Annotated in this window: 25 protein-coding genes; 20 read left to right on the forward strand and 5 right to left on the reverse strand. The window is 59.3% G+C overall.

Annotated elements, in window-relative coordinates:
* Positions 1-52 precede the first annotated feature (52 nt).
* Complete coding sequence (locus tag IE166_RS15465) at positions 53-1,219, forward strand: acetyl-CoA acetyltransferase (RefSeq protein ID WP_210312981.1); 1,167 nt, start codon at positions 53-55, stop codon at positions 1,217-1,219.
* Positions 1,216-2,742 carry an AMP-binding protein gene (locus tag IE166_RS15470; RefSeq protein ID WP_189505398.1) on the forward strand — a complete coding sequence of 509 codons (1,527 nt, stop codon included), beginning with the start codon at positions 1,216-1,218 and terminating at the stop codon, positions 2,740-2,742. The genes IE166_RS15465 and IE166_RS15470 overlap by 4 nt, the downstream gene beginning before the upstream one ends.
* A gap of 126 nt (positions 2,743-2,868) precedes the next feature.
* Here the strand turns inward: IE166_RS15470 and IE166_RS15475 are convergent, their stop codons facing one another.
* Positions 2,869-4,191 carry an aminotransferase-like domain-containing protein gene (locus tag IE166_RS15475; RefSeq protein ID WP_189505400.1) on the reverse strand — a complete coding sequence of 441 codons (1,323 nt, stop codon included), beginning with the start codon at positions 4,189-4,191 and terminating at the stop codon, positions 2,869-2,871.
* Positions 4,192-4,299: 108 nt separating this feature from the next.
* Between IE166_RS15475 and IE166_RS15480 the strand changes: the two genes are divergently transcribed.
* Genes IE166_RS15480 through IE166_RS15500 form a run of 5 tightly spaced genes read left to right on the forward strand, consistent with a single transcriptional unit; the run spans position 4,300 to position 9,166 of the window.
* Positions 4,300-5,277, forward strand: a complete 978-nt coding sequence (locus tag IE166_RS15480; RefSeq protein ID WP_189505402.1) for an ABC transporter substrate-binding protein — start codon at positions 4,300-4,302, stop codon at positions 5,275-5,277.
* Between the two features lie 58 nt (positions 5,278-5,335).
* Positions 5,336-6,223, forward strand: a complete 888-nt coding sequence (locus tag IE166_RS15485) for an ABC transporter substrate-binding protein (RefSeq protein ID WP_189505404.1) — start codon at positions 5,336-5,338, stop codon at positions 6,221-6,223.
* Complete coding sequence (locus IE166_RS15490; protein ID WP_189505406.1) at positions 6,220-7,149, forward strand: amino acid ABC transporter permease; 930 nt, start codon at positions 6,220-6,222, stop codon at positions 7,147-7,149. The genes IE166_RS15485 and IE166_RS15490 overlap by 4 nt, the downstream gene beginning before the upstream one ends.
* On the forward strand, positions 7,146-7,925 hold the full coding sequence (locus IE166_RS15495) for an amino acid ABC transporter ATP-binding protein (protein ID WP_280514878.1): 780 nt from the start codon (positions 7,146-7,148) through the stop codon (positions 7,923-7,925). The genes IE166_RS15490 and IE166_RS15495 overlap by 4 nt, the downstream gene beginning before the upstream one ends.
* 56 nt (positions 7,926-7,981) lie before the next feature.
* Positions 7,982-9,166, forward strand: coding sequence for a M20 aminoacylase family protein (locus tag IE166_RS15500; RefSeq protein ID WP_189505408.1), 1,185 nt, complete (start codon positions 7,982-7,984; stop codon positions 9,164-9,166).
* A gap of 232 nt (positions 9,167-9,398) precedes the next feature.
* Here IE166_RS15500 and IE166_RS15505 read toward each other — a convergent pair whose 3' ends face one another.
* From IE166_RS15505 to IE166_RS15515, 3 genes are read right to left on the reverse strand one after another with little or no spacing between them, the layout of a single operon-like run.
* On the reverse strand, positions 9,399-10,379 hold the full coding sequence (locus tag IE166_RS15505) for a TRAP transporter substrate-binding protein (protein WP_210312974.1): 981 nt from the start codon (positions 10,377-10,379) through the stop codon (positions 9,399-9,401).
* Between the two features lie 25 nt (positions 10,380-10,404).
* Complete coding sequence (locus IE166_RS15510; protein WP_189505410.1) at positions 10,405-11,721, reverse strand: TRAP transporter large permease; 1,317 nt, start codon at positions 11,719-11,721, stop codon at positions 10,405-10,407.
* Positions 11,722-11,727: 6 nt separating this feature from the next.
* Positions 11,728-12,336 (reverse strand): TRAP transporter small permease, encoded by a 609-nt coding sequence (locus tag IE166_RS15515; protein ID WP_189505411.1) that lies wholly within the window; start codon positions 12,334-12,336, stop codon positions 11,728-11,730.
* Between the two features lie 398 nt (positions 12,337-12,734).
* Between IE166_RS15515 and IE166_RS15520 the strand changes: the two genes are divergently transcribed.
* From IE166_RS15520 to IE166_RS15540, 5 genes are all read left to right on the forward strand, one after another.
* Positions 12,735-13,769 (forward strand): ABC transporter substrate-binding protein, encoded by a 1,035-nt coding sequence (locus IE166_RS15520; RefSeq protein WP_189505413.1) that lies wholly within the window; start codon positions 12,735-12,737, stop codon positions 13,767-13,769.
* A gap of 89 nt (positions 13,770-13,858) precedes the next feature.
* Positions 13,859-14,689: an ABC transporter ATP-binding protein gene (locus IE166_RS15525; RefSeq protein ID WP_189505414.1), complete on the forward strand. Its 831-nt coding sequence runs from the start codon at positions 13,859-13,861 to the stop codon at positions 14,687-14,689.
* On the forward strand, positions 14,682-15,584 hold the full coding sequence (locus IE166_RS15530) for an ABC transporter permease (RefSeq protein ID WP_189505416.1): 903 nt from the start codon (positions 14,682-14,684) through the stop codon (positions 15,582-15,584). Before IE166_RS15525 ends, IE166_RS15530 begins: the two co-directional genes overlap by 8 nt.
* Positions 15,585-15,604: 20 nt before the next feature.
* Positions 15,605-16,615, forward strand: a complete 1,011-nt coding sequence (locus IE166_RS15535; protein ID WP_189505419.1) for a C-terminal binding protein — start codon at positions 15,605-15,607, stop codon at positions 16,613-16,615.
* The gene (locus IE166_RS15540; RefSeq protein WP_189505421.1) at positions 16,612-17,679 is read left to right on the forward strand and encodes an LLM class flavin-dependent oxidoreductase; all 1,068 of its coding nucleotides are present in this window, start codon (positions 16,612-16,614) and stop codon (positions 17,677-17,679) included. Before IE166_RS15535 ends, IE166_RS15540 begins: the two co-directional genes overlap by 4 nt.
* A 174-nt stretch (positions 17,680-17,853) precedes the next feature.
* On the opposite strand, the gene IE166_RS15545 is transcribed toward IE166_RS15540, so the two are convergent.
* Positions 17,854-18,594, reverse strand: a complete 741-nt coding sequence (locus tag IE166_RS15545; protein ID WP_189505422.1) for a FadR/GntR family transcriptional regulator — start codon at positions 18,592-18,594, stop codon at positions 17,854-17,856.
* Between the two features lie 265 nt (positions 18,595-18,859).
* Here IE166_RS15545 and IE166_RS15550 point away from each other — a divergent pair, with 265 nt between their 5' ends.
* From IE166_RS15550 to IE166_RS15585, 8 genes are all read left to right on the forward strand, one after another.
* A complete protein-coding gene (locus IE166_RS15550; RefSeq protein ID WP_189505424.1) occupies positions 18,860-19,528 on the forward strand; it encodes an amino acid ABC transporter permease in 669 nt (222 codons plus the stop codon).
* Positions 19,529-19,532: 4 nt separating this feature from the next.
* Complete coding sequence (locus IE166_RS15555; RefSeq protein ID WP_189505426.1) at positions 19,533-20,189, forward strand: amino acid ABC transporter permease; 657 nt, start codon at positions 19,533-19,535, stop codon at positions 20,187-20,189.
* Between the two features lie 29 nt (positions 20,190-20,218).
* Positions 20,219-21,019 (forward strand): transporter substrate-binding domain-containing protein, encoded by an 801-nt coding sequence (locus IE166_RS15560; RefSeq protein WP_189505428.1) that lies wholly within the window; start codon positions 20,219-20,221, stop codon positions 21,017-21,019.
* A 19-nt stretch (positions 21,020-21,038) separates the two neighbouring features.
* Positions 21,039-21,779, forward strand: a complete 741-nt coding sequence (locus IE166_RS15565; RefSeq protein WP_189505430.1) for an amino acid ABC transporter ATP-binding protein — start codon at positions 21,039-21,041, stop codon at positions 21,777-21,779.
* A 192-nt stretch (positions 21,780-21,971) separates the two neighbouring features.
* On the forward strand, positions 21,972-22,823 hold the full coding sequence (locus tag IE166_RS15570; RefSeq protein WP_189505432.1) for an HpcH/HpaI aldolase family protein: 852 nt from the start codon (positions 21,972-21,974) through the stop codon (positions 22,821-22,823).
* 93 nt (positions 22,824-22,916) lie between these two features.
* Entirely contained in the window at positions 22,917-24,290 is a 1,374-nt protein-coding gene (locus tag IE166_RS15575) for an NAD(P)-dependent oxidoreductase (RefSeq protein ID WP_189505434.1), read from the forward strand.
* Positions 24,291-24,333: 43 nt separating this feature from the next.
* Positions 24,334-24,999, forward strand: a complete 666-nt coding sequence (locus IE166_RS15580) for a D-lyxose/D-mannose family sugar isomerase (RefSeq protein WP_189505436.1) — start codon at positions 24,334-24,336, stop codon at positions 24,997-24,999.
* A gap of 26 nt (positions 25,000-25,025) precedes the next feature.
* Entirely contained in the window at positions 25,026-26,279 is a 1,254-nt protein-coding gene (locus IE166_RS15585) for a glycerate kinase type-2 family protein (protein ID WP_189505438.1), read from the forward strand.
* The last annotated feature ends 13 nt before the right edge of the window (positions 26,280-26,292 follow it).

Here is a 26,292-nt window from a genome sequence, read left to right on the forward strand (position 1 = left end):
TCGTGCGGAAGGCTCGGCATCACCAAACACCGTTATCAAGGTCGGAGATACACTGATGGTATCGATAGTTGGCTGGGGTCATACTGCTTTCGGAAAACATCCGGACAAGTCGCTGGAAGAGCTTATCCGCCTCGTTGGCACAGAGGCTCTGACGCATGCCGCAATCGATCCCGCGGATGTTGACGGCATCTGGATCGGGCACTTCAACGCCGGTATGGTAGCGGATGGCTTTCCGTCATCGCTTGCTCTCGCGATCGATCCTGCGCTGCGGTTTTGCCCGGCGACGCGTGTTGAAAACGCGTGCGCCTCTGGCTCGGCCGCGGTGTTTGCGGCACGCAATGCGATCGAAGCAGGGCAAGCCAAGATCGCACTGGTAATCGGCGTTGAGAAGATGACCCATCTGCCGACGGCGGAAGTTGCGGCAGCACTCGGCCACGCGTCCTATCAGCCGGAAGAAAGCGGCTTCACCTTTCCCCAGGTCTTCGCCCGTTTTGCCCAAGCCTATAATCAACAATATGGCGACCAGACCGGGGTGCTGGCGAAGATCGCTGCAAAGAACCACCAGAACGCCATGGCCAATCCCCTGGCGCAGCTTCACAAACCGCTGACGGTGGAGTTCTGCGCTACGGTCAGCGACAGGAACCCGATCGTCGCCGCTCCCTTGAAAGTCACCGACTGCTCGCTGGTGTCCGACGGCGCAGCGGCGATCGTGCTCGTTTCGGATGACATTGCGCAAAGCATGGCGCGCTCCGTTCGCTTTCGTGCAGCAGCCCAGGTCAGCGATTACCTTCCCATGTCGCAGCGTGACCTGACGGCGTTCGAAGGCCCGCGTGAAGCCATCCGCCGCGCCAAGCTGCAGGCTGGTGTCTCCAACGTCGATCTGCATGTGGCGGAGGTCCACGACTGCTTCACGATCGCCGAGTTGATGATCTACGAGGCCATGGAACTTGCGCCGCGCGGCAGGGGCGAACAGGCGATCAAGGATGGGGTCGTTTACAAAGGTGGGGCACTGCCGGTGAACTTGTCTGGAGGGTTGAAGGCCAAGGGCCATCCGGTAGGCGCGACCGGCGTTTCCATGCATGTGATGGTGGCGCGACAGGTTCTCGGCGAGGCCGATGACATGCAGGTGCCGGATGCCTCCGTCGGGATGGTCTTCAACATGGGCGGCTCGGGCGTCGCCAACTACTGCTCTATCCTGGAAGCAGAGCGGCTCGCATGAACATCGCATCCTGGCTTCAAAGGACCGCGCGGCTGTCAGGCGATCGGCCGGCGATCCTCCTTGGAGAAACGGTGCTTGCCGATTACCGCGCCTTCTTCGACCGCGTCTCGTCTCTGGCGGCATCGCTGCGCGCCGACAACATTGAGCCGGGCGACAGGGTAGCGATCGCGGCAAAGAACTGTCCCGATTATCTGATCGCCATGTTCGCAGCGTGGATCGCCGGCGCCGTCATAGTTCCCGTCAATGCCAAGCTTCATGCCAAGGAGGTAGCCTGGATCCTCGACAATAGCGGGGCAAAGCTGGTTTTCGCCGATCCGGACATGGCAGGCGCACTGCATGGCCATTTCACGGGACCGATCCGGATCCTCGGCAGCGAGTTGGCGGAACGTCCCGGCACGGAAGCCCCGCTGCCGCTTCATTCCTGCCGCGCCGACGCCAATGCCTGGCTGTTCTACACGTCCGGTACGACAGGCCGGCCGAAAGGCGTCCAGATCACCCATGGAATGTTGGCTGCGATGTCGCTCGCTTATCTCAGCGACGTTGATGACATCAGGCCGGAAATGGCTGCTTACTATGCCGCCCCGATGTCGCACGGCGCTGGCCTCTACGCGCCTGTTCATGTGCTGCGAGGTACGCGTCATCTGCTGCCGCACGCCGGACATTTCGATCCTGATAATCTCCTAGACCTTTCGGAGCGTTGCGGACCGACCTCGCTGTTCCTGGCGCCGACCATGGTGCAGCGCCTTAAGGAACAAGCGAAGGCGACAGGGAGGCGTGGTGAGGGCATCGGTACCATCGTTTACGGCGGCGGGCCGATGTACCGAGCCGACATCGAAGACGCCCTATCCTGGTTCGGCCCGAAGTTCGTGCAGATCTTTGGCCAAGGTGAGTGCCCAATGGCTATCACAGCGTTGTCGCGCAAGGATGTTGCCGATCGCTCGCATCCACGATGGCGCGAGCGGCTTGCCAGCGTAGGTCGCGCACAATCGTTCGTGGAAGTCGCCATCGGCACGCATGATGGTGCTTTGCTGCCGACCGGCGAACTCGGTGAAATCATGGTGCGCGGCCTGCCTGTGATGCCGGGCTATTGGCGCAACCCAGAAGCCAATGCGGCTACCCTGCGCGACGGCTGGCTGATGACCGGTGATGTTGGCTATCTCGACGAAGATGGCTACCTCACGCTTCAGGACCGTTCGAAGGATGTGATCATTTCTGGCGGCACCAACATCTATCCGCGCGAAGTCGAGGAAGTCCTGCTGATGCATCCTTCTGTGAAGGAGGTATCGGTCGTAGGCCGCCCGTCGGCGGAGTGGGGCGAGGACGTCGTGGCTTTTATCGTGCTAGCAAACGGTGCCGAGTTCGACCGAGCGGCTCTGGAGCAGCAGTGCTTGGCGGAGATTGCACGCTTCAAGAAGCCGAAGGACTATGTCGTCGTTCAAGAATTGCCGAAAAACAATTATGGGAAGATTCTAAAGACAGCAATACGTGCTTCGCTGGCGAAAATGGACAAATATAGTTTTTAGTGAGCAGATCTAAAAACTCTTTCGGTATCGGTATGACTCGAAAAAATAGCACTTTGAGTAAATCTGATAGCCTGACAATCTTGCGGCATACAGTGCCTCGCTAAACCAGTCGTTGTGCTTCAGTCATCAGCCGCCTGTTGCTGCGAGGGCAATTGCCGCGGCCACGTCGTGGTATCGGTGGGAAAGCATACTTGTACCAACGCGAAGATGATTTCCTGGCAGTACCGTAAACTTCTTGCCGGGTTCAACGGCTAAACCGTGTGCCGCGAGCGTGACGATCGCGAATGGTTCGTTTTCTACCGCCACCCAAGTGCAAAGGCCGCTGCCAGCTGTGCAGACGATGCCGCGAGCTTCCAAGCGTTCACACAAAGCGTCGCGGCGTTTTTGGTAGATCGTCCGCGCCTGTTGGAGAAAAATCGCCGTGGAGGCCTCGCGCAACAGGAAAGCCGCAGCGCCTTGCAGGATGCGGCTCGTCCACGCCGCGCTGAAGCTGCGATAAGACTGGATCTGTTCAACAGTGGACTTCGGTCCTGACAGAACCGCCAATCGCAGATCAGGTCCAAGCGTCTTGGAAAAGGACAGGATGTGGATGACCCGGTCCGGCAAGTCCTTGCCCAGCGATTGCTGCGGAGCCTCCGAAATATCTGCGACACCATCGTCTTCGATGATCAGAATGTCGCTGTTTCGAACCACTTCTACCAGTTGGCCCAGCCGCTCCTTCGTAACCGTGCGACCGGTGACGGAATGCAGGCGCGGCTGGAAGATGAAGGCCACCGGCTTCTGGCGCATCGCGTCTTCGAGCGAAGCAGGAAGCGGGCCGTGTTCGTCGCATCGCACCGGGATGATCCGCGCACCTTGATGCTCGAGAATGTCGAGAAGGCGCATGGCGGTGGGGTCCTCGATCGCAACCGCCGCGCTGGGCGGCACCAGCGCGTGGATTGCCGTGTAGACTGCGTTGTAGCCACCGTTGGTCGCAAGAAAGGCTTGCGCATCATAGGGCCAACTGCGGCGGATCTCCGTTTCCAGTTCCGGCAGGATCAGGATGCGTTCATAGCTGTTGAGGTTGGTTGCCGTTGCACCATGAGCCAGAGCCCGCTCCATCGGCGGCAGCAGGGCCGGGTCGGGGACGGCTAGCCTGAGGTCGAGGACGTCCGCCCCATAGTGGCCCGAATTCGCCAGCCGTTCAGGCTTGGCGACGAAGCGCTCTTCGCTCACCCAGGTTCCGTTGCGACCGCGGCCGGTGATGATCTTCTGGCGTCGAAGCTCGCTCCATGCCTCCGAAATCGTTGCCGGACTGACACCAAGGGAAAAGGCAAGATCCCGGATCGGCGGCAGCTTGGCTCCGACCGGGAGAGCTCCCGTGCGGATCAGCGCGCTGGTTTCGAGCGCGATCCCTCGGGTTGTTCGATCGGTCAGCTTTTCAGCCAGCCATCCCGCCTCGACAGACACGATCCGACTCCCCAATGATTCTATTGTTCAGTAACGTAAATGCGTTTGATCAGTTGTAAATGAACATTTAGGTTTCGCCTCTCGAACCCTGTGACGAGAGTACCCAATATGACACTGCGCATCCGCATCGCACTGCGTGACTGGGATTACATGACGCCGATGATCCTCGGCGATGTCTCGTCCTCGAAGCTCGATATTCAGGTCGATCGCGTCGGTACGCTCGTGTCGCATCTCGGCAAGAGCCCAGAGCATGAAGCCGCCGAGATGTCGTTCAGCCGCTATACCCAGCTGCGCCACGATGGCGACGAGACTGTTGTTGGCATTCCCAACTTCATCATGCGCGGCTTCCGGCACCGCTGCGTCATCACAACCAAGAACAGCGGCCTCACCAGGCTTGGCGATTTGGCCGGCAAGCGCATTGGCGTTACCGGTTGGCGCGACTCTGGCAATACCTGGACCCGTGCAGCGCTGCGCCGCGAGGGCGTCGGGGTTGAAGATGCGATGTGGTATGCTGGCCGTCTCACCGAGGCCCATCCGATTGTCGACCGCCTCGATGGCTTCGGTCGTCCTGGCTTGATCGAGGCCTGCCCTGGCGAGCGCCCGATGGTCGAGCTTCTGCGGGAAGGCGAGCTCGATGCCATTTTCACGCCCTTCATGCCGGAGGGCTATTTCGAGCCGGACTCACCCTTCCGCCAGCTGTTGCCGAATTTCCGCGAGGATGAGCGCCGTTACTTCGATGAGGTCGGCTATGTTCCGGGCATGCACCTTATCGGCGTAAAGGCTGCGATCATTGCCGAACATCCCTGGGCGGTCGCCGAATTGAGTTCTGTGATCGACCAATCGCAACGGGTTTGGGCTGCCAAGCGGCGCAAATATGCCGAAACTACACCCTGGATGTTCGAAGAAATCCTGAATTGCGCAAGGGACTTACCCGAAGGGTGGGATGCCAGTGGCTTTGCGTTCAACCGCCCCATGATCGATGACTTTGCGCATGAACTGCATGTGCAAGGCATCATGAAACGCAGGATGACACCGGAAGAACTCTTTGCCTTCGATGTTGACGGTCAGCCTATCCAGTCGGCCTGACGGCAAGCTGGAAACTTCAATGTCGCAATCGCCAGTTGATAATAAAAGGGGAATAAAGATGTTGCACAAGACACTGATCGCTCTGGCACTGGCCGGCGCCACTTACTCCGGCGCAGCTTGGTCGCAAGACCAGGCTGCCAAGCTCGAAGTCAATCAGGCACTGCATGATAAGCTGCCGGACGAGATCAAGGCAGCAGGCAAGATGACCTCGGTCAACAACGGGTCGTTTCCGCCCTATGAAATCGTAACTGGCACCGAAATGACCGGTGCAAGTGCCGACCTGACCGATGCGCTCGGACAGATCCTCGGCGTGAAGATCGAGCATGCAACGGTGGGCGGGCTTCCCGCCTTGCTGGCAGGCGTAAACTCGGGCCGATACCAGTTCGCATTCGGTCCTGTCGGTGACTTCAAGAGCCGCGAAGAGTCCAACGACTTCGTTGATTGGGTTCAGGAGTTCGTCGTCTTCGCGGTACAGAAGGGCAATCCCAAGGGCATCGTTTCGCTCGATACAGCCTGCGGCCAGCGTGTCGCCGTGATGGCCGGCGGCTCAGCAGAACGCGTTATCCAGACGCAAACTGAAAAGTGTAAGACCGACGGCAAGGAAGCCATCGCAATCCAGTCTTACACCGACCAGCCGAGCTCGATCCTGGCTGTTCGCTCCAAGCGCGCCGATGCCTTCTTTTCCTCGCAAGCGCCGCTAACTTATTTCGTATCGCAGGCGAACGGGCAGATGGAGCTGACGGGCGTCGGCGAAAAAAACGGCTTTGAGGAGCTGTATCAGGGTGCCGTGGTGCCAAAAGGCTCGCCGTTGGGGCCTGTCCTCTTGGAGGCGATGAAGGCTTTGATCGATAACGGCACTTACGGCACCATCATGAAGAAGTGGGGCCTCGAAAACAACATGATCAGGGAGCCGGGCATCAATCTGGGCGGTCAGCTGCCAAAATGAGCGGCTCAACCATCCACAACGCATCGCCTTCGGGCGATGCGGAATTTCGCGATGTGGCACAGGCCCACGCTCCATTTCGAACAGGGCGCCTCGTTCTGTGGCTGATTATCGCGCTGATCGTCGTGAACTTCGGATGGATCGTTGCAAACAACGAAAATTTCGGCTGGCCGGTTGTCGCCCAATATTTCTTCGATCCAACGGTCATCAGCGGCCTTTACGTCAGTCTCGGCCTCACCGTCATCGCCATGGTGCTTGGTGTGATCCTCGGCCTGCTGATCGCTATCGCTCGCTTGTCCAGCGACCGGCTGGCGAGTTCGGCTGCCTCCTTGTTTATCTGGTTCTTCCGGGGCACGCCGCTGCTGGTGCAGCTCATTTTCTGGTACAACATGTCGACGCTGTTTCCGCAGCTGTCGCTTTCCATCCCGTTCGGTCCAACCCTGGCGAGCTGGGACACGAACTCCGTCATCACGCCGATGACGGCGGCCATTATCGGATTGGCGCTGAACGAAGCAGCCTATATGGCCGAGATCATTCGTGGCGGGCTGTTGTCGGTTGATCGCGGCCAGTCTGAAACGGCTGAAGCCTTCGGGATGACGCGGGCACGGGCCTTGCGCCGGATCATCATTCCCCAGGCGATGCGGTCCATCGTGCCGCCGACCGGCAACCAACTGATCAGCATGATCAAGGCAACCTCGCTTGTCAGCGTGATCGCCATGGCTGACCTGCTTTATTCCGTACAGTCGATCTACAACCGCACCTTCGAGATCATCCCGATGCTGTTGGTTGCAGTGCTATGGTACTTGCTGATCACCTCGATCCTCAATGTCGGCCAGAGCTATATCGAAGCCTATTACGGCCGGAGCGACCGGCGCAACGGTGCGGCTGCAAAGCCCATCGCCGCGGCCACAGAGGAGGCAAGCCATTGACGGCCCCTGTCATCCAGAAGCCCTTAGTCCGGGCACGCAAGGTTCATAAGGCCTTCGACAAGCTCGAAGTGCTGAAGGGCATCGATCTCGACATCATGCCGGGTGAAGTCGTGGTTGTGCTTGGGCCTTCCGGATCGGGCAAATCGACCTTCCTTCGCTGTATCAATCACCTCGAAGCCATCAACGGCGGATATATTGAGGTCGATGGCGAGCAGATCGGTTATCGCCTGCGCAACGATCGGCTGGAAAAACTCTCTGACAACGCGATTGCCCGCCAGCGGCGAAAGATCGGCATGGTGTTCCAGCAGTTCAATCTCTACCCGCACATGACCGTGCTGCAGAACATCATCGAGGCACCCGTCGGTGTTCACGGCGAAAGCCGTTCCGACGCAGTGGCGAATGCCAAGCGGCTGCTGGAGCGGGTTGGTTTGTCGGAAAAGGCAGATGCCTATCCTCGCCAACTGTCGGGCGGACAGCAACAGCGGGTGGCGATTGCGCGCGCTTTGGCGATCAAGCCGAAGCTGATGCTGTTCGACGAGCCGACTTCCGCGCTGGATCCTGAACTGGTGGGTGAAGTGCTGGCGACCATGCGCGATTTGTCCAAGCAGGGGCTCACCATGATCGTTGTCACGCACGAGATCAGCTTTGCCCGCGAAGCAGCGGACAGGGTGGTGTTCATGGATGGCGGAAAGATCGTGGAAATGGGTAAGCCGGAGGATGTCATCGGCAATCCCCAGCATCCGCGGACCCAGGCCTTCCTGTCGCGCTTCCTGTAAGCCTCGTTTGCCCGGCTGATACAGCGGGGCTCAATTGCTCCTAGTCTGGATATTCGATGCAATCGCAAGACAATCTTTATGCCCGCTTGTCCGATTTTCACGATGTGGAAGCCGACCTCGCGGAAACGCGACACTATCTGCATGCTCATCCGGAGCTTTCCTTCGAGGAAGCGGAAACTGCGCGTTACGTCGCCGACAAGCTGGAAGGCTGGGGCTATGAGGTCACCCGCAATGTCGGTGGTCATGGCGTGGTCGCCCGGCTGAGCGCCGGCACGGGCACGAAAAGCGTTGCCATTCGCGCGGACATGGATGCGCTACCGATCCAGGAAGATACCGGCGCGGCTTACGCCAGCGCGGTCCCGGGCAAGATGCATGCCTGCGGTCATGACGGCCACACGACCATGCTACTTGGCGCTGCCGAATATCTAGCTCGAACCAAGCGGTTCAACGGCACCATCACGCTGATCTTCCAGCCTGCCGAAGAAGCCGGTCATTTCAGCGGCGCACAGCGCATGATAGCCGACGGGCTGTTCGAGCGCTTCCCGATCGATGCGATCTTTGGCCTGCATAACCATCCCGGCGCGCCTGCGGGCGCCATCCTGACGCGCTCGGGGCCGATGATGGCAGCCGGAGATACGGTAACGATCACCATTACGGGCAAGGGCGGTCATGCGTCGCGCCCACATTTGACGGTGGATCCGGTTCTCGTCGCCTGCAATCTGGTCGTGACGCTGCAGTCGATCGTGTCGCGCAACATCGATCCGACCCAGACCGCCGTTGTGACGGTCAGCACGATTCACGCCGGCGAGGCCTCCAACGTGATCGCGAATACGGCGACAATTTCGATGAGCGTCCGCTCGTTCGACCCCGCCATACGGGCGTTTCTCGAACAGCGCATCCGCAAGCTCACGCAAAGCGTGGCGGATGGCCACGGCGCTACAGCGACGGTCGATTACGAAAACGGCTATCCCGTTGTCGTCAACGCTGAAAAAGAAACCGCCTTCGCCCGCCAGGTAGCCGAAGAATTGATCGGAACCGAAGGTGTCTCGACCTGCCACCTTATCCCCGGCAGCGAGGATTTTGCCTACTTCCTTGAGCACAAACCCGGCAGCTTCCTGCGCTTGGGCAACGGCGAAACTTCCCAGATCCTGCACAGCTCCAAATACGACTTCAACGACGCAAGCTTAACCACAGGTGCTGCTCTTTGGGCGCGTTTGGTAGAGCGTTACCTCGACGCGTAGCATCAGCGACATGCGTTGATCCAAGCAAAGGATGGGCGCCGGATCCGACAAAATTCGAGCATGAACAAAGAAGAGGTTTATGCCGGCATTGATTTGGTTACGGTCCAAAGGCATTAACTGATTGCTTTGAACTGGGGGGCTCCAGCCAATCATAGCGGCCATCTGCAAGCCCGAGTTTTTGAACATCCTCGGGCTTCATTCCTTGAAGTGTCTTGTTCTTGACTGCGCGGCCTTACATGGCGCGATAAGCGTCCACCACCGCCTTGCCATCATCGCCAGCCTTAGAAAGCCAATCCGCTAGCAACCGGTCGCCGACCTTCGTCAGACCTTCTTGAAGGGTAGGCGAGGGCTTCTCAACCTTCATCCCATTTTGCGTCATTTGATCGAGATAGGACTTCGTTTTTTCGGCGGCGAGTTCCCAGCCACGCGTTTCGGCGGCTTGTGCAGCCGTTTTCACGGCCTCCTGCACAGCAGGGTCGAGGGCCTCAAAGGAGGCGGTGTTCACGAAAACGACGTTGCGCGGGATCCACGCCTGCGTGTCGTAATAACGGTCCAACGACTCCCAGATCTTGGAATCGACGCCGGTCGCGCTCGAGGTCATCAGCGCATCGATTGTGCCCGTGGCCAAAGCTTGCGGCAGATCTGCCGACTGAACCGTGACGGGCTGCGCGCCGACAAGCTGGGCGATGCGCGAGGTGCCGGCATTATACGCGCGCCACTTTGTACCCCGCAGGTCCTCGACGCTGGCCAACTCCTTCTTCACGAAGATCCCCTGGGCAGGCCATGGCGTGCTGTAAAGCAGTGTAACGCCTTGTTTGGCTAGCGCTTGACCGATCTTGTCGCGGGATGCCGTCCAGAGTTTCTTCGACTGATCGAGGCTCGTTGCCAGGAATGGTACGACATCGATGCCGAACAAGGGGTTTTCGTTCTCGTGCAGCGACAGGAGCACTTCTCCGGCCTGCGCCTGGCCTGTTTGCACGGCACGCTTGATATCGGGCGCCTTGAACAGGGAGGCGTTGGGGTGGACCGTGATGGTCAGCTCTCCGCCCGACGCCTTGTTCACCTCTTCGGCGAATTGCGACAGGTTCTCGACATGGTAGTTGGACGGCGGATAGGCGGAAGGAAGCACCCACTGGTCAGCTGCGGAAGCGGCTGTGACGGCAAGGCTGAAGGCTGCCGTTGCGAAGCTCAGCTTAGACAACAAGCGATGCATATCTGCGATCCTTTCGAGTTGAGGGTCAGTTGGGGAATGCAAGGCGTGGCAGCAGCATCACGATGTCTGGAAAGACCGTGATGATCGCAACCGTCACAACAAGAAGAAAGAAGAACGGCAGCGATGCTTTCGCCACCGTCAGGCTGTCGCGCCCGCTCATTGTTTGCAGCACGAAGAGGTTAAAACCGACGGGGGGCGAAACCTCGGCCATTTCAACCACGAGAACGAGGAAGATGCCAAACCAAACGAGGTCGAAACCCGCCTGCTGAACCATGGGAAGCACGACCACCGTGGTCAGCACGATCATCGAAAGACCATCCAGGGCGGTGCCTAGCAGGATGTACATCACAAGGAGCACGGCAATCAGCGCGTAGGGCGACAGGTTCAGCCCGTCGACCCAGGTCGCCAGCGCGTTTGGAATGCCGGTATATCCCATGGCGATGGACATGAAGCCGGCGCCCGTCAGGATCAGCATGATCATCGTGGTCAACCGCATGGCACCCATGATGCTGTCATAGAAGGCGCGAGCCGTGAGATTGCGCGACCAGGCAGCGATGGCGAGCGAACCAGCCACGCCCCATGCCGCGCATTCCGTTGCCGACGCCACGCCGGAAAGAAGTGTCGCGAAGACGAGGATGATGAGGAGCGTTACGGGAATGAGGTTCGCCGACTCCTTGAGCTTTTCACGAAAGCTCATCTTCGGCGGTTTGGGCGGCATTTTCTCCGGGTGCAGAAGCGACCATACGGCAATGTAGCCGGAATAAAGCCCCATCACGATCAGGCTGGGCAAGAAGCCGGCGAGAAAGATCTGGATGATCGAGACATTCGCCGCCACCGCATACACGACCATGGTGATCGAGGGCGGGATCAGGATGCCGAGGGTTCCGGCCCCTGCCAGCGAACCGAGGCTCACCATCTCGTCGTAACCGCGCTTCTTCAGTTCGGGCAGCGCGATCTTGGCAACCATGGCGGTAGTGGCCGCCGACGAGCCGGAAATCGAGCCGAACACGCCGCAGCCGATGACATTGACATGCATGAGGCGACCGGGAAGCCAGCCAAGCCACGGGGCGAGCCCGCGAAACAGCTCCTCGGACAGCTTGGTGCGAAACAGGATTTCGCCCATCCAGACGAAGAGCGGCAGGGCTGCCAAGGTCCAGGACGCGCTGTTGCTCCATGCATTCGTGGCAAGCACCGAACCAATCGGTATGCCGCCGGACACGAACTGCATAGTGAGCCAGCCGCAGGCCAGCAGTGCCAAGCCGATCCAAAGGCCGCCGGCCAGAAGGAGAAGCATCGCAACGAGGATGAGGCCGGCGATTTCGACGAGTTGAAGCGCATCCATTCCGATTTACGCTCCGCTCTGGATCGCGCGCTCGATCGCTTCTTCTGCCGTCGCCGGTGGCGGTTTGTCGTAATGGGGAATGCCGCCGCGTGCGACATGGAGCGTTTCATCCAGAAGCGCGATGGCAAACAGGATCAGCCCGCCGCAAAAGCCGAGCTGGGGGATCCAAAGCGGCAGCGCCACGACGCCCTGCGCGAGATCGTTGAACCGCCAGGAAAAGATCGTCATTTCCGTAGCGTACCAGGCGAAATAGAATGCGATCAGCGTACCGAAGATAAGGCAGCCGAGTTCCACGATACGGCGAACGCGTCCCGTCAGCCTGTCGACGAGCAGCCCGACACGAATGATTTCGCCGGACCGGAATGTGTGGGCAATCCCAAGGAACGAGGCCGCGGCCATGCTCCAGGAGGCGAAATCATCGCCGGCCGGGATGTCCAGGCCGACCACGCGGCCAAGCGACAAGCCCATCATCAAAGCAAAGATAGCAAAGATGAACAAAGCCGCGAGCCAGCCCGCACCGAGGTAAAGACCATCAAGGACCTGTCGGACCACGCCGCGTTGGCTCGCGCGGCCATCATGCGACGAGCGCTGCCCTCGCAAGGAAGAGTCCGCCATTTTCGGTGCCCCATCGTTGATCCGCCCACCCAATGAGCAAGATGAGACTATGTCTAAAAACAAGTCAACGTCGCCCGGTGCGACTTTCCCAGCCTGTGTGTAAAGCTGATCGGCGAAGGGTCATGTAATCTGGCTGAGACGCTGTCCGCCTTGAGCATCTCCGTTGGCCCCGGAGCGCAGATCGTGTGGAGATTTTCGCGATTGGGCGGCAGCCGAGCAATTATGCTCTCAATCCGGCCGGCAGATTAGAACTTGGCTGTGTTGATGCATTTAGCTGCGAAATCTAGCTTTGTATCCAGTCGGACCGCCTTTGGGGACGATGCAGATTATCCGGGACTTCCTCAGGAGGCACCGGCTTCATCCGATTGACTTATTCCATTTAGCCGCTGGAGACTTTCATGAAGGCACTTGGCCTTTGGACATTGGGTGTGAGCTTCGCGCGTCACAAAGGGCTTGGCGCGGCGATAGGCATCGCAGCGGCTTTGCTGGCGGGACCGGCGGCTGCGGAGGGCAAGATCAGGATCGCCCAGCAGTTCGGCATTGGCTACCTGATCCTTGACGTCGTGCGCGATCAGAAGCTGATTGAAAAGCACGGCAAGGAAGCTGGCGTCGACATCGCGGTCGAATGGGCCAGCATTTCCGGCGCCACCGCGATGAACGAGGCGCTGTTGGCAGGTAATCTCGACATCGTTTCGGCAGGTGTGCCGCCTGCATTGACCATGTGGGACCGCACCAAGGGCGACGTCAAAATGGTGGCGGCGCTCGGTTCTCTGCCGAACTATGTGCTGACCACCAATCCGGACGTCCATACGCTCAAGGATTTCAGTGACAAGGACCGGATCGCGGTGCCGGCGGCCGGTGTCGGCTTCCAGTCACGGACGCTGCAAATCGAGGCGGCCAAGCTTTTCGGAGCAGAGAATTTTCAGAAGCTCGACGAAATTTCGATCAGCCTGCCGCATCCGGATGCGACCGCAGCGCTGATTTCCGGCGGCACGGAAGTGAACTCGCATTTTTCCTCTGCGCCGTTTTATTATCAGGCGCTGCAAGGCAACAAAGCCGTGCACAAAGTCATCAGCTCCTACGATATCCTGGGCGGTCCGGCGACCTTCAACGTCCTTTATTCCAGCACGGCGTTCCACGACGACAATCCCAAGACCTATGCCGCGTTCTACAGAGCCTTGGGTGAGGCGGCAAAATGGATCAACGCGAACAAGAAAGAGGCTGCGGATACTTTTATTCGCCAGCAACAATCCAAGCTTTCGCCGGAACTGGTTCTCGAAATCATCAACGATCCCGAGAACGATTTTACCATAGTCCCGCAAAACACCTTCATCTATGCGTCGGAGCTTTACAAACTCGGCGTGCTGAAAAGCCAAGCCGCTTCCTGGAAGGACTATTTCTTCTCCGAGGCGCATGGCGAGAACGGCGGCTGACACGATCCAAGTTCAAGCTTCATGATCCAGGCGACTGCTGAGGGCAGGGCGCCTGGATCGTCATATTCGACGATCTCGAAAAGGACGCTATGACTGCACCATCCCGGCACGTCGGCGGAACAAATGGCTTTCCGCTTTCCGCACCCCTTCTATCCGTCGAAAACGTCACGCTGGAATACCAGGTGCCAGGCCGCGTGGTGCGTGCCACACAAAATGTCAGCTTCGATGTCTGGGAGGCTGACCGCTTTATCCTGCTCGGCGCGTCGGGTTGCGGCAAATCCACCCTGTTGAAGGCCGTGGGTGGCTTCATCGCACCGCGTGAAGGGCGCATTCTGCTGGATGGCCATCCGGTTCATGGACCGGGACCGGATCGGGTCGTTGTTTTTCAGGAATTTGACCAACTGCCGCCGTGGAAGACCGTTCGCGAGAACGTCGCCTTTCCCGCGCGAGTGTCTGGCCACCTCGGCCGCAAGGAGGCTGCCGAGCGTGCGGAGCATTTTATCGAAAAAGTCGGCCTGACCCGTTTTGCCGATGCCTATCCCAACACGCTTTCCGGCGGCATGAAGCAGCGTGTGGCGATTGCCCGCGCGCTGGCAATGGAACCGCGTGTGCTGCTGATGGACGAACCCTTTGCGGCCCTGGACGCGCTGACCCGGCGCAAGATGCAGGAAGAGCTTCTGGCGCTCTGGGAAGAGGTGCGCTTCACCCTGCTGTTCGTGACCCATTCCATCGAGGAAGCACTGGTCGTTGGCAATCGGATCGCTCTCCTGTCGCCCCATCCGGGTCGGATGCGGGCCGAGATCAACAGCCATGAATGGGATTTGACCAGCGGCGGAAGCCCTGCGTTCCAGGCGGCCGCGAACCGCATCCACGGCCTTTTGTTTGAAGAAGCCGGAGCTGATGGAGCGAGCCATGAGTGATACTGTGAGCGTCGCTCGAGCAAGCGATACGCGCCTCTCTCCCCCGGTTCGACCCGAATATGAGCGGCCACTCGAGCCGATCGCCGAAGCCACGATAATTAAGGTTTTGCCGCTGCATCAGCGTCTTTGGCAGCACGCTTGGCTGCGCAAGGGCGTGATCCTGATTTGTCTTGCGTTGATCTGGGAGATCGGGGCGCGGATTCAGGGAAATACGCTGCTGTTGCCACCCTTCAGTGCGGCCATGAAGGCTCTCTGGGAGGATGTCTTGAACGGCGTCATTCCGGGCCGGGCAATGAATTCCTTGGAAGTTTTGATCAAGGGCTATGCGGCCGGCGTCGTTCTGGCGTTCGTTTTCACCTCGCTGGCCGTGTCCACCCAGATCGGTCGCGACCTCCTGTCGACGCTCACCTCCATGCTCAATCCGCTGCCCCCGATCGCGCTTCTGCCGCTCGCCTTGCTGTGGTTCGGTCTCGGGCAGGGAAGCCTGGTCTTCGTGCTGGTTCATTCGGTGCTGTGGCCGCTCGCACTGAACATGTATACAGGCTTCACCGGCGTGCCGGAACCATTGCGGATGGCTGGTCGCAACTATGGCCTGCGCGGACTACGTTACGTCTTCCTGATCCTGGTACCGGCCGCCTTGCCATCCATCATTGCGGGACTGAAGATCGGCTGGGCGTTCGCGTGGCGCACCCTGATTGCGGCTGAGCTCGTGTTTGGTGCCTCGTCCGGCAAGGGCGGCCTTGGCTGGTACATCTTCCAGAACCGCAACGAGCTTTACACCGACCGCGTGTTTGCAGGGCTGATCATGGTCATCCTGTTCGGCCTGCTGGTCGAAAACGTTTTGTTCCGCCAGCTGGAAAAGCGAACCGTCACGAAATGGGGCGTGACGCGCTAGCGCTGCGAGAAACGACGATCATGACACAAACAACCAAATATGTGGTCGGTATCACCGATCACATGATCGGGGTTCCCGACATCGAAGCCGACGTGCTGGGCCCTGACGTGGCGATCGACTTCTTTGCCACCACAAACGAAGCCGAGTTCGACCCGGAGCGCCTTGCACGGCTGGATGCCTTGATGGTGTGGGGCGCGAAGATCGGACCACGAAGCGTTGCCCACCTTTCGCGCTGCCGAGGCGTCGTGCGCTACGGCGTCGGCTATGAGAAGATCGATCTGGCGGCGCTGGAAAAGGCCGGCATCCCTTTTGCCAACAATCCGGACTACGGCGTCGAAGAAGTTGCCGATCATGCCATGGCGATGATCCTGTCGCTGCATCGCCGACTTTGGGAACACGATGCGCGCGCCCGCAACTATCGCACGGGATGGCAGGTTCACAGCCTCAAGCCGCTGTCGCGCTCCAATAAGGCCACGGTCGGTGTCGTCGGCGTTGGCCGCATCGGCACGGCGGTCGTCAACCGGCTGAAGCCCTTTGGCTTTCATATTCTGGGCTATGATCCCGGCCAGCCGCCGGGTCACGAAAAGGCGATCGGCTATGAGCGGACGGAAAGCCTGGAGGCTTTGCTTGCCCGGTCGGATATCGTCACGCTTCATTGCCCGGCGAACGCTAAAACCTTCGGCCTGCTGGATGCCGATGGTCTTGCGCGGCTGAAGCCGGGCGCCATTGTCGTCAACACTGCGCGCGGCGAATTGCTGGACGATTTCGATGCGCTGGAGGCGGCACTGCGCAGCGGACATCTGGCTGCCGCTGCGATCGACACGCTGGCCAAGGAACCGCCCGACGACCATCCACTTCTCACCGCATGGCGCGATCGCGAGGACTGGCTGGCCGGGCGCCTAGTTATCACGCCGCACAACGCCTTTTATTCCGATCAGGCCGCCGTGGAGATGCGCCGCAACGCTGCAAACACGGTCAGGATCCTGCTTGATGAAGGTAGGTTGCGAAATCAGGTGAGGGACGGATCATGAGCAAGCCTTCGGAATTCCTCTGGTACATTCCCAACGATACAAAAGCCGGCCATCGCGGCGATGCGTCCGATCCGGATCACAACAGCCTGGACACCTTGACCACTCAGGCGAAGGCGCTGGAAGAGCATGGCTGGAAAGGCGCCTTGATCGGCACCGGTTGGGGACGTCCCGATACGTTCACCCTGGCGACCGCGCTTGTCGCCCGCACCACCAGCTTCGAGCCATTGATTGCGGTTCGGCCCGGCTACTGGAAGCCGGCGAATTTCGCGTCATCCGCCGCAACGCTCGATCATCTGAGCGGCGGGCGCGTGCGCGTCAATGTCGTGTCGGGACCGGATGAACTTGCCGCCTATGGCGACCAGGAAGGCGATCAGGCGCAACGCTATGCGCGTACCAAGGAGTTTATGAGGCTCGTTCGCAGGCTGTGGACAGAAGAAAACGTGACCTTCAACGGCGAGCATTTTCAGGTGGCCAACTCGACCGTCGCGCCGCGGCTTGTCCCGCTGGGCGACCGTCGTCATCCCAAACTGTATTTCGGTGGTGCATCGGAGGCCGCCGAGCGAGTTTCTGCAACCGAAGCCGACGTGCAGTTGTTCTGGGGTGAGCCGCTGGATGGCGTGCGTGAACGCATCGAGCGGCTGAGAACGCTCGGCAGAGCGCTCGATCGTGACCTGCCTCCCCTGGAATTCGGGCTGCGGATCACCACCCTCGTTCGTGACACCACTGAACAGGCCTGGGCCGATGCCGAAGCCAAGGTGGTCAAGATGGCCGAGGGTGCGGCGGGGAGTTGGCAGGATCATCGTCACGGGATTGCGGTGGGACAGCAACGTCTTCTGGATCTCGCTGCCCAAGGCGACGTTCTCGACGACAATCTTTATACGGCTCCCGGCAAATTCGGCGGAGGCGGCGCCGGAACCACCTGGCTTGTTGGTTCCGCCGAAGACGTGGCGCGGTCGCTGCGCAAGTACGAAGATCTCGGCATCTCATACTTTGTGCTCTCGGACACCCCATATCTCGCCGAAATTAAACGCCAGGGGACCCAGTTGTTGCCCCTGCTGACGTAATCGTTTCAGCACATGGTGGGAACGACGCGCCCCGTGGCCTGCATAAGAATCCTTATAACCGCTCGCCCGGGAGGGATAGTCGGCAAGTAGCTTGTGGCCGACCGTCCGCTTTCGGAGATGGAGGGATGGAGTAGCCGCTCCAGACCGAATTTCTGCGTCGCTAAATGGCTTATCCTAGGTGCGCTCAGGCTCTGAGCCCGATTGCTGCGAGAGATGCCGAAGCCCGTAGTTCATTTGACGGCTGACCAGGTAGGTGTAGGCGATGCGGTCTCGCTGCCGCAATGAATCGACCAATTCGGCATGGGTTGCATGCACATCAGTTTTAACCGTCCTTACCGACTTGCCGATCCTCATTATGTCTTCGATGACCGGTCGCAGCATCCTATAGGTGGCAAGCACGGTTCGATTGCCTCCGAGTTCAACGAGAGCATCGTGGAACTCGTAATCGGCGCGCACGAGGTCATCTGGTTCACGCAGTCCAAGAATGCGGTCGTTCACCGCGTCCAGGGCAGCGAGGTCTGCGTCGGAAGCATGCATGATGATGTGCTCGCCGACGCCGGTCTCCACGATGCGTCGAAAGCCCTGTACGTCTCGGAACCCTTCCGCTGACACAAGACCCCGATGGAAAGACAGCAATCTTCGGACGGCTTCGGCGTGACCGTCCGCTACGATGGCACCGCTCTTTGGCCGTGTCTCCACCAGTCCGAACGCTCGAAGCACCACTAAGGCTTCCCGAACTGTATTTCGTGAAGCTCCCAGTGAAGCACAAAGCTCTCGTTCGGTTGGAAAGGGATCACCGACCTGCAGTCCCCGGGTTTCTACCAAGTCTCGGATATCGTCCACGAGGCGGTTAACGACCGAGCGACCATGGGGGAATTCGGGTGTCTTATGGGTAGGTTCTGCCGCATTGCTCATTGTTCAAACTCATATCTGGTTGGGCCAGATCAACGTCGCGTGGTTGGACCAACTTCAACAAGATGCGACCAAAGGCCTTGCAGAAACTCAGACATCAAGATATCTGGTTCGCATCTGGTCCAACCAGACGCGGCTGCAGACACTGGGAGGTTGTCGAGTTGTACCAAAGTTACGCAAAAACTGCTAGAACTTCGAGCCCTTGTTGGACCAAGGTATCACGGTGCTTTGTCGGTCCGTCATTCCTACGCGTCGGGCGGTAGGCGTTTTGTACACATTCAACTTCGCGCCCGTCTTCGAAAACTTCGACCAGCTGCTCATTGGCGCCGTGTTGACCATGCAGCTTACGGTTGGCGGCATCGTCTTTGGCAGCCTGATCGCAGTTCCGGTTGCTGCTGCGAAGATCTATGGCGCCGCACCCCTCCGCTGGCTGGCGAGCGCCTATATCGAAGCGATCCGCAACACGCCGTTCCTTATCCAGATTTTCTTTGTGTATTTCGCCCTGCCGTCCGTGGGCCTGAGGTTCGATCCGAACTCTGCTGCCCTTGTCGCGCTGTCGGTCAATGTCGGAGCTTACTCCGCCGAAATCGTTCGCGCCGGGCTCCTGGCCATCAACCTGGGTCAAATTGAAGCCGGGAAGGCGCTAGGCTTAGGGGGATTCCAGGTATTCCGGTATGTGATCTTCAAGCCCGCAATCCGGGCTATCTATCCGGCACTCACAAGCCAGTTCGTCTATCTGATGCTCACGTCCAGCGTCGTCTCGGTGATCTCGGCCACAGACCTCGCTGCAGCTGGAAACAACATCCAGCTTAACACCTTTGCGGCTTTCGAAGTCTATCTGGTGGTGACGGCGATCTACTTCGCGCTTTCGCTCTTTCTTTCCTTCATCTTCAGCGTGTTCGGTCGCTGGGCTTTTAACTACCCGATGGCGAGGTAGGTCGATGTTCCGCACGTTTGGTTTCGAAGAGTTCTGGTTCATCCTCTTGGCTCTCCGCTGGACGATTGCCCTGACCGCCATTGCATTTGCAGGCGGCATGGTCGGCGGCCTTGTGGTGGCATTGGCCAGAACATCCGCGTTGCCTATGCTTCGTTACCCGGCAGTCGCACTTATCCGTGTGTTCCAAGGCACGCCGCTGTTGATGCAGCTTTTTTTGGTCTTCTTCGGGCTGAACCTGTTCGGCTTCAAGATCGATCCGTGGTTTGCCGCCGCCGCAGCTTTCACGCTGCATGCCAGTGCGTTCCTCGGCGAGATCTGGCGAGGATGCATCGAGGCAGTTCCGCGCGGCCAGTTCGAGGCGAGCTGGGCCTTGGGCCTGGGTTACAAGGATCGCAATGTATCCGTCATCCTGCCCCAGGCAGCGCGCATTGCAGTGGCCCCGACCGTTGGCTTTCTGGTCCAGCTGCTGAAGGGGACCTCCCTGGCGTCGATCATAGGCTTCATCGAGATTACCCGCGCCGGCCAAGTCGTCAACAACATGACATTCCAGCCGATGGTGGTCTTTTCCGTCGTCGCCGCGATGTATTTCGCCCTTTGCTGGCCACTGTCCCTCTTCGCCAAGCGGATGGAGCGGCAGTTTTCCAAAGCATTGGCGAGGTAAACATGGATCTCAAGAGGAGGAGAGAGACTATGAACTTCAAGAAGACCTTTGCGGCCGCCGCGGCGTGCCTTGCCCTGATGATAGGTGTGCAATCCGCGGAAGCCCAAACCGTCGAGGAGCTGAAGCAGCGTGGTGTGGTCAAGATCGGCACTCCGCTGGACTTCCCGCCATTCGGCTCGATCGATCTCAATGGCGAACCTGTGGGATACGACGTCGATGTTGCCAAGGCTTTGGCCGCCAAGCTCGGCGTCAAGATCGAGATCGTCCCGGTCAGTGGTCCCAATCGCATCCCCTACCTGCAGTCCAATCAGATCGACGTCATCGTCTCCTCGATGGGCGTGACGCCGGAGCGCGCCAAGCAGGTTTCATTTACCCAGGCCTATGCCGGCATCGAGCAGGTCGTCTTCGGCGACAAGAACGTCTCAGTTAATGCCCCGGAAGACATGAGCGGAAAGTCCGTCGCGCTTGTTCGCGCCTCGACACAGGACGGCGTGCTCGTGTCCGTTGCGCCATCGGATGTGAACATCCGGCGCTTCGACGATGACGCGACCGTCGTTCAGGCTTTGCTCTCGGGGCAGACGCAGTTGGTCGCTACCTCGTCGATCCAGACCATGCAGATCGACAAACGCGACCCTGGCCGTTTCGACGTCAAGTTCAAGCTGCCGTTCGAGCAGCGTCAGGCCATCGCAATCCGGCCAGGCAACGACCAACTCCTCACCTTCATCAACGACTTGATTACGGAGATGAAAAGCAACGGGGAACTAGAAGCACTTTCCCAGAAGTGGGTCGGATCGCCACTTCCCGCCTTTGTGCTGAACGATCGCCCGTGACAGCGGTGGGAGGAAAGGAATGACTGCTGATCCCATCGTTCGGATGGTCAATGTCGAGAAGTGGTTTGGAGAGTTTCAAGCCCTCCGAAACATCAGCCTCGACGTCCACAAAGGTGAGAAGATCGTCCTTTGCGGACCTTCGGGTTCGGGAAAGTCAACGCTGATCCGGTGCATCAACCAGCTCGAGAAGATCGAACAGGGCAAGATCCGCGTCAACGGCATCGAGCTCACCGAGGGCAAGCAGAACGTAGAGACGATCCGGCAGGAAGTTGGCATGGTGTTTCAGCAGTTCAATCTTTTCCCGCATCTGACGGTACTCGAGAACTGCATGCTCGCCCCCACCAAGGTGCGCAAGGCAAGCAAAGCGGATGCCGCTGCCACCGCAATGCGCTTCTTGGAGCGTGTGAAGATACCTGAGCAGGCCGAAAAATATCCTGCGCAGTTGTCTGGCGGGCAGCAGCAGCGTGTGGCGATCGCCAGGGCGCTCTGCATGTCGCCGAAGATCATGCTGTTCGACGAGCCGACATCGGCGCTGGATCCCGAGATGGTCAACGAGGTTCTCGACACCATGACCGACTTGGCACAGGAGGGCATGACGATGGTTGTCGTCACGCACGAGATGGGCTTCGCCCGCAAGGTCGCTGACCGTGTCATCTTCATGGACCGCGGCGAAATCGTCGAAACCGCGGATCCCGAAACTTTCTTCACTAGCCCGCAGCAGGAGCGGACCAAGACATTCCTGGGTCAGGTCATGCACTAGCGTCGCCTGCACGACCACTTCGCGACTGCTTCAAGGAAACCGCTGGCTCGAGCCTCTGAGCCCGCGGACAGAACCACCACGCCTGGATTTGGATCATCATGGTCCCGGCCTCGTGATCGTAGTTGGACAGCCACCTCACCAGGCTCGCTCTTCGATCGTTCGTCATCGTCAATAAACAGGGGTCTTTGACCAATGCGCAGAAACATCCTTCGAGAAAAGCTTTCGGCAGGTTTGCCCACGGTCGGCACGCATATTCTCTCGACATGGGCGACCGTGGTCGAACTCGCCGGCCAATCCGGCCAGTACGACTACGTCGAATTTACCGGGGAATATGCCCCCTTCACCATGCATGACCTCGACAATCTCGGTCGCGCTTTCGAGCTCGCCAACATGGGCGGCATGCTGAAGATAGAGCAAACCCAATATACCCATCAGGCTATGCGTGCGATTGGCTCGGGTTTCCAAAGCGTCCTGTTCGCTGACATTCGCTCGGTTGAAGATGCCACGGCTGCCGTCGATGCCGTTCGGGCAGAGACTACGATGGCAAGCGGAGCGCGTGGCCGGGGACGTATGGGCGTTGGGATGCGGCGTGATGTCGGTACAATTCTGGAGGGCGGCAAGCCGAGCTACGTGGAAGCGCTCAACGACGTCGTCATCGCGATCATGATTGAGAAAAAGTCCTGTGTGGACGACTTGGACGCCATCTTGTCCGTGCCTGGCATCGACATGGTGCAATTCGGTCCCTCGGACTATTCCATGAGCATTGGCAAGACAGGTCAAACGACGGATCCCGAAGTTGTTGCAGCCGAACGCAAGACCATCGAGACGGCACTCGCAAAGGGGCTACATCCTCGCGTTGAGATCGGCGATGCCAGCCAGGCTGCCCGGTACATCGAGATGGGCGTCAAGCACTTCTGCGTGGGTTGGGACGTTTCCATCCTGGCCAACTACTGGACAGCACAGGGCGCAATCATGCGCGACATGCTGTCTACGGATGCGCCTGTCACGACAGCGACCGCCGCATCGTCCGCCCGGCCGTATTGAGAAACTGCCGACGACACCCCGTATCGCGCGTCCAAGCCCCGGTTTGCTGCGCGCGATCGCCCAGTCCGCACTTCGCTTGAGAGAGGCTGCACGATGAGCGCTACCAAGACGCCCGACGTCCGTCAGGGTACATTCAAGGTCATTATCATCGATCTTGTCGGCCTCAAACTGACCGATGGTTCGAGGCCGGATCATTCTGAGGTGGCCCAATTTGTCGAGCAACACGGTGGGATCTTCCACGAGGGCGGCGTTGCCGAACGCGACTTGCCGAACGATGGCAACATTCACTTTTTCTACCTTCCGCATCTGAGTGAGGCAGACGAAATCTTGGCAGAAACGGGGGCAGGACAGTATGACGCCGTAATCGCCGCCGCGACAGCAATTCCCGCAGCCTCGAAGTTCGCGCTCGGAGGCGTGCGCATCGGCACTGGGACCGGCAACATGGGGTCCGCCTCCTGGGGCGGATCGAACGGCGAAGGTGGTGAGGCGCCGTTGATGAACACGCCCGGCATCAATGCCCGTGCGACTGCCCAGATGGCGTTTAAAGCGCTGTTGCGGGTCTTGCCAGACCTTCCCGTGGAAGCCCTTCACAAACTTGTTGTCGACGGAGCTTTTGACACCGGTAAAGACCTGGTCCGATTTCCGACGGAGAAGCTCGAGGGGAAGCGGTTCGCCATTCTCGGCTTCGGGAATATCGGTCAGGAAGTAGCAGCTCTCGCCAAAGCGTTTGGCATGGATGTCGTGGTCTATGCTCGGCCTCACCACCAGGACAGGATAGGTCGTTCAGGATATCGCTATGCGGCGACACCTTCTGCGGCCGCGAGCGGCGCCGATGTTATCTCGGTGCACTTGGGACTGGGGCGCCTCGATCCGGCCACCAACACCTTCGCCAATGCTGGGCTGATAGACCGTGAGGTGTTGTCGGCGCTCAATGACGGCGCCGTCCTCATCAACTACGACCGCGGCGAGCTCGTGGACGTGCCTGCTCTCGGAAAAGCGTTCTCGGGCGGAAAACTCCGTCACGCCGCGATAGACGCCGACATATTCAAGGGTCCAGACGGCCCGAATGGGCCCATGGTGCCTTATCTGTCTCTCTTGCCGGAGCACGGCGAAAAACTGGCGCTGCTGCCGCATGCCGCCGCAGATACCGATCATCCCACTCGCGTTGCCGGTGCCGAGCAGGCCATCAACCAGATCATGGATGCCATCAGGAACCGAAAGGTTGCCAATCTCAAGGGGGATCTTCCAAACGGCTACGTGGAACAGGGTGCTCCCTCCGGCTCTGGAGATGCGCCGTTGGTTGCTCGACTGCAAGACATCAGCGCCGCGCTCGCCGGCCTTGTCCATGCACTGGCCACGCAATCAGATCCCGAACATCAATCGCGCATCGTCGAAGAGCACCGCGCTCTCATCGAATGCCTCGACTTGGAACGGTACGCAGCAGTCTCCGCGCATCCGGCCGCCTGAATCTTGCACGCCGCCCGGCAAACATGCCGGACAGGAGGAATCTATGAAGCGTTCGACTATCAACTCCGTCATCTCCGACACCGCCGCGTTTGCTGCGGCACATAAGCGCTCGCTCCCATCGTGGGCATATTGGAAACTGGAAGAGTACGAAGTAAACCGAGAAGTTTCGCGCTATTTGAACGCTCGGCAGATGGGTTGGGACGTGACTGACTTTGGCGGCGGAGACTTCGCCGCTCGAGGTCTTACCCTGTTATGTCTGCGAAACGGGATCCTGGGCGATCCCAACGAACGGACCTATGCCGAAAAGCTGCTCTTCGTCGACGAGATGCAGGAGGCGCCGTTCCATTTCCACAAATTCAAGCTTGAAGACATCATTAATGCTGGCGGCGGCAACCTTATGATCGAGTTCTTCCATCCGGAAGACGAAACGGCACCCGTCAGGGTTCAAGCGGACGGACACATAATCGACCTGCGGCCACGAGAACCGTTGAAGCTGAAACCCGGGCAAAGCGTCACTGTCGACCGAGGCGTCCACCACCGGTTCTATGGGGAAAAGGGTGCGGGCCCCTGCCTGGTCTGGGAGGTCAGTGCGGTAAACGACGATCTGACCGACAACTACTTCCTGGAGGCGCCAGACCGTTTTGCCAGTGTCGATGAAGATGTCGCGATCGCCACGCCGCTATGGAACGAAATCCCGACGCAACCCTGATCTAGGGTCGAGGTGAGCATCCTGTCATGAAGCACAAGCCGTTCCTCACCGCATTGTTCAAGCAGGCTGTGGCCGCAGCGGATCCTGGCGCAGCGATCACGGCGAGCCTGCCGCCGCTGCCAATCGGGAGGACAGTGGTAGTAGGGGCTGGCAAGGCTGTTCTTCCTATGTACCGATGCCTGCAAGAGGTGTGGCAAGGCAGCCTCGAAGGCATCCTCGTCACCGGTGAGAGCCAGGGCATGCAGCGAGACAACATCACCATCCTCAAGGGAAGCCACCCGCTCCCCGACGCCCATGGGCTCGCTGCATCAAGGCAGATCCAGGATCTGGTCGCTTCCCTTACTGACCAGGATCTGGTGATCGCGCTGGTCTCAGGCGGCGGGTCGGCCATGCTGCCCGCGCCAGCAGGCGAACTCACACTTGAGGACGAGATTGCGGTAAACCAAGCACTGTTGGCTTCGGGTGCGCCAATCTCGGCGATGAACACGGTCCGAAAACATATTTCGACGATCAAAGGTGGCCGGCTGGCCGCATCCACCCAGGCACGGGTGCACACGCTGGTTGTCTCTGACATTCCCGGCGATGTCGCCAGTCAGGTGGCATCGGGTCCCACATTGCCCGATGCATCTACCCGCCAGGACGCAATGGACATCATCGCCCGCTACAGCCTGGAACTGCCAGAGCAGGTGATGCGACACATCAAGAACCCACTTGCCGATGCGCCCATCCCCGGCGATCCGGTTTTCGAACGCAATACCTATGCACTTGTCGCGTCAGGCCGCTTGTCCCTTCAGGCCGCGCTGAGGCACGCCGAGGAACAGGGGATCAACGCGACACTCATCGCTGACGATCTGCAAGGAGAGGCATCTGAAGTCGGCCGTTCACACGCCGTGTTGACGCGTGAGATTAGAAGTAAGAGCCTGTCGGTATCAGCACCTATGGTCCTGCTGTCAGGTGGGGAAACGACCGTCACGATGCGCGGCAAGGGTAGGGGTGGGCGCAACACCGAGTTCTTGCTGTCGTGGGCGATCGGTGTAGAGGGGATGCCCTCTGTGACGGCGCTTGCAGCAGACACAGACGGTCGCGACGGATCCGAGAACAATGCAGGTGCATTCGCTGATGGAACCACTGTCCAACGCTTGCGCGGCCTAGGTTTAGATGCCGAACGGTTGCTTGATCAAAACGACAGTTATTCTGCCTTCGATGCGCTAGGGGATCTCTTCCTGACTGGACCCACGGGTACGAACGTGAACGATTTTCGTGCAGTTATTATCGAATAGATCATCAGCTGGC

Origin of the sequence: Tianweitania populi (genome assembly GCF_014652875.1) — a bacterium.
Lineage (GTDB): Bacteria > Pseudomonadota > Alphaproteobacteria > Rhizobiales > Rhizobiaceae > Tianweitania > Tianweitania populi.

What these genes read in the sequence shown, in the direction of transcription:
- IE166_RS15470 (WP_189505398.1), top strand. Translation starts at nt 1,216, where the DNA reads ATGAACATCGCATCCTGGCTTCAAAGGACCGCGCGGCTGTCAGGCGAT.
- IE166_RS15480 (WP_189505402.1), top strand. Translation starts at nt 4,300, where the DNA reads ATGACACTGCGCATCCGCATCGCACTGCGTGACTGGGATTACATGACG.
- IE166_RS15485 (WP_189505404.1), top strand. Translation starts at nt 5,336, where the DNA reads ATGTTGCACAAGACACTGATCGCTCTGGCACTGGCCGGCGCCACTTAC.
- IE166_RS15490 (WP_189505406.1), top strand. Translation starts at nt 6,220, where the DNA reads ATGAGCGGCTCAACCATCCACAACGCATCGCCTTCGGGCGATGCGGAA.
- IE166_RS15500 (WP_189505408.1), top strand. Translation starts at nt 7,982, where the DNA reads ATGCAATCGCAAGACAATCTTTATGCCCGCTTGTCCGATTTTCACGAT.
- IE166_RS15505 (WP_210312974.1), bottom strand. Translation starts at nt 10,379, where the DNA reads ATGCATCGCTTGTTGTCTAAGCTGAGCTTCGCAACGGCAGCCTTCAGC.
- IE166_RS15510 (WP_189505410.1), bottom strand. Translation starts at nt 11,721, where the DNA reads ATGGATGCGCTTCAACTCGTCGAAATCGCCGGCCTCATCCTCGTTGCG.
- IE166_RS15515 (WP_189505411.1), bottom strand. Translation starts at nt 12,336, where the DNA reads ATGGCGGACTCTTCCTTGCGAGGGCAGCGCTCGTCGCATGATGGCCGC.
- IE166_RS15520 (WP_189505413.1), top strand. Translation starts at nt 12,735, where the DNA reads ATGAAGGCACTTGGCCTTTGGACATTGGGTGTGAGCTTCGCGCGTCAC.
- IE166_RS15525 (WP_189505414.1), top strand. Translation starts at nt 13,859, where the DNA reads ATGACTGCACCATCCCGGCACGTCGGCGGAACAAATGGCTTTCCGCTT.
- IE166_RS15530 (WP_189505416.1), top strand. Translation starts at nt 14,682, where the DNA reads ATGAGTGATACTGTGAGCGTCGCTCGAGCAAGCGATACGCGCCTCTCT.
- IE166_RS15535 (WP_189505419.1), top strand. Translation starts at nt 15,605, where the DNA reads ATGACACAAACAACCAAATATGTGGTCGGTATCACCGATCACATGATC.
- IE166_RS15540 (WP_189505421.1), top strand. Translation starts at nt 16,612, where the DNA reads ATGAGCAAGCCTTCGGAATTCCTCTGGTACATTCCCAACGATACAAAA.
- IE166_RS15545 (WP_189505422.1), bottom strand. Translation starts at nt 18,594, where the DNA reads ATGAGCAATGCGGCAGAACCTACCCATAAGACACCCGAATTCCCCCAT.
- IE166_RS15555 (WP_189505426.1), top strand. Translation starts at nt 19,533, where the DNA reads ATGTTCCGCACGTTTGGTTTCGAAGAGTTCTGGTTCATCCTCTTGGCT.
- IE166_RS15560 (WP_189505428.1), top strand. Translation starts at nt 20,219, where the DNA reads ATGAACTTCAAGAAGACCTTTGCGGCCGCCGCGGCGTGCCTTGCCCTG.
- IE166_RS15565 (WP_189505430.1), top strand. Translation starts at nt 21,039, where the DNA reads ATGACTGCTGATCCCATCGTTCGGATGGTCAATGTCGAGAAGTGGTTT.
- IE166_RS15570 (WP_189505432.1), top strand. Translation starts at nt 21,972, where the DNA reads ATGCGCAGAAACATCCTTCGAGAAAAGCTTTCGGCAGGTTTGCCCACG.
- IE166_RS15575 (WP_189505434.1), top strand. Translation starts at nt 22,917, where the DNA reads ATGAGCGCTACCAAGACGCCCGACGTCCGTCAGGGTACATTCAAGGTC.
- IE166_RS15580 (WP_189505436.1), top strand. Translation starts at nt 24,334, where the DNA reads ATGAAGCGTTCGACTATCAACTCCGTCATCTCCGACACCGCCGCGTTT.
- IE166_RS15585 (WP_189505438.1), top strand. Translation starts at nt 25,026, where the DNA reads ATGAAGCACAAGCCGTTCCTCACCGCATTGTTCAAGCAGGCTGTGGCC.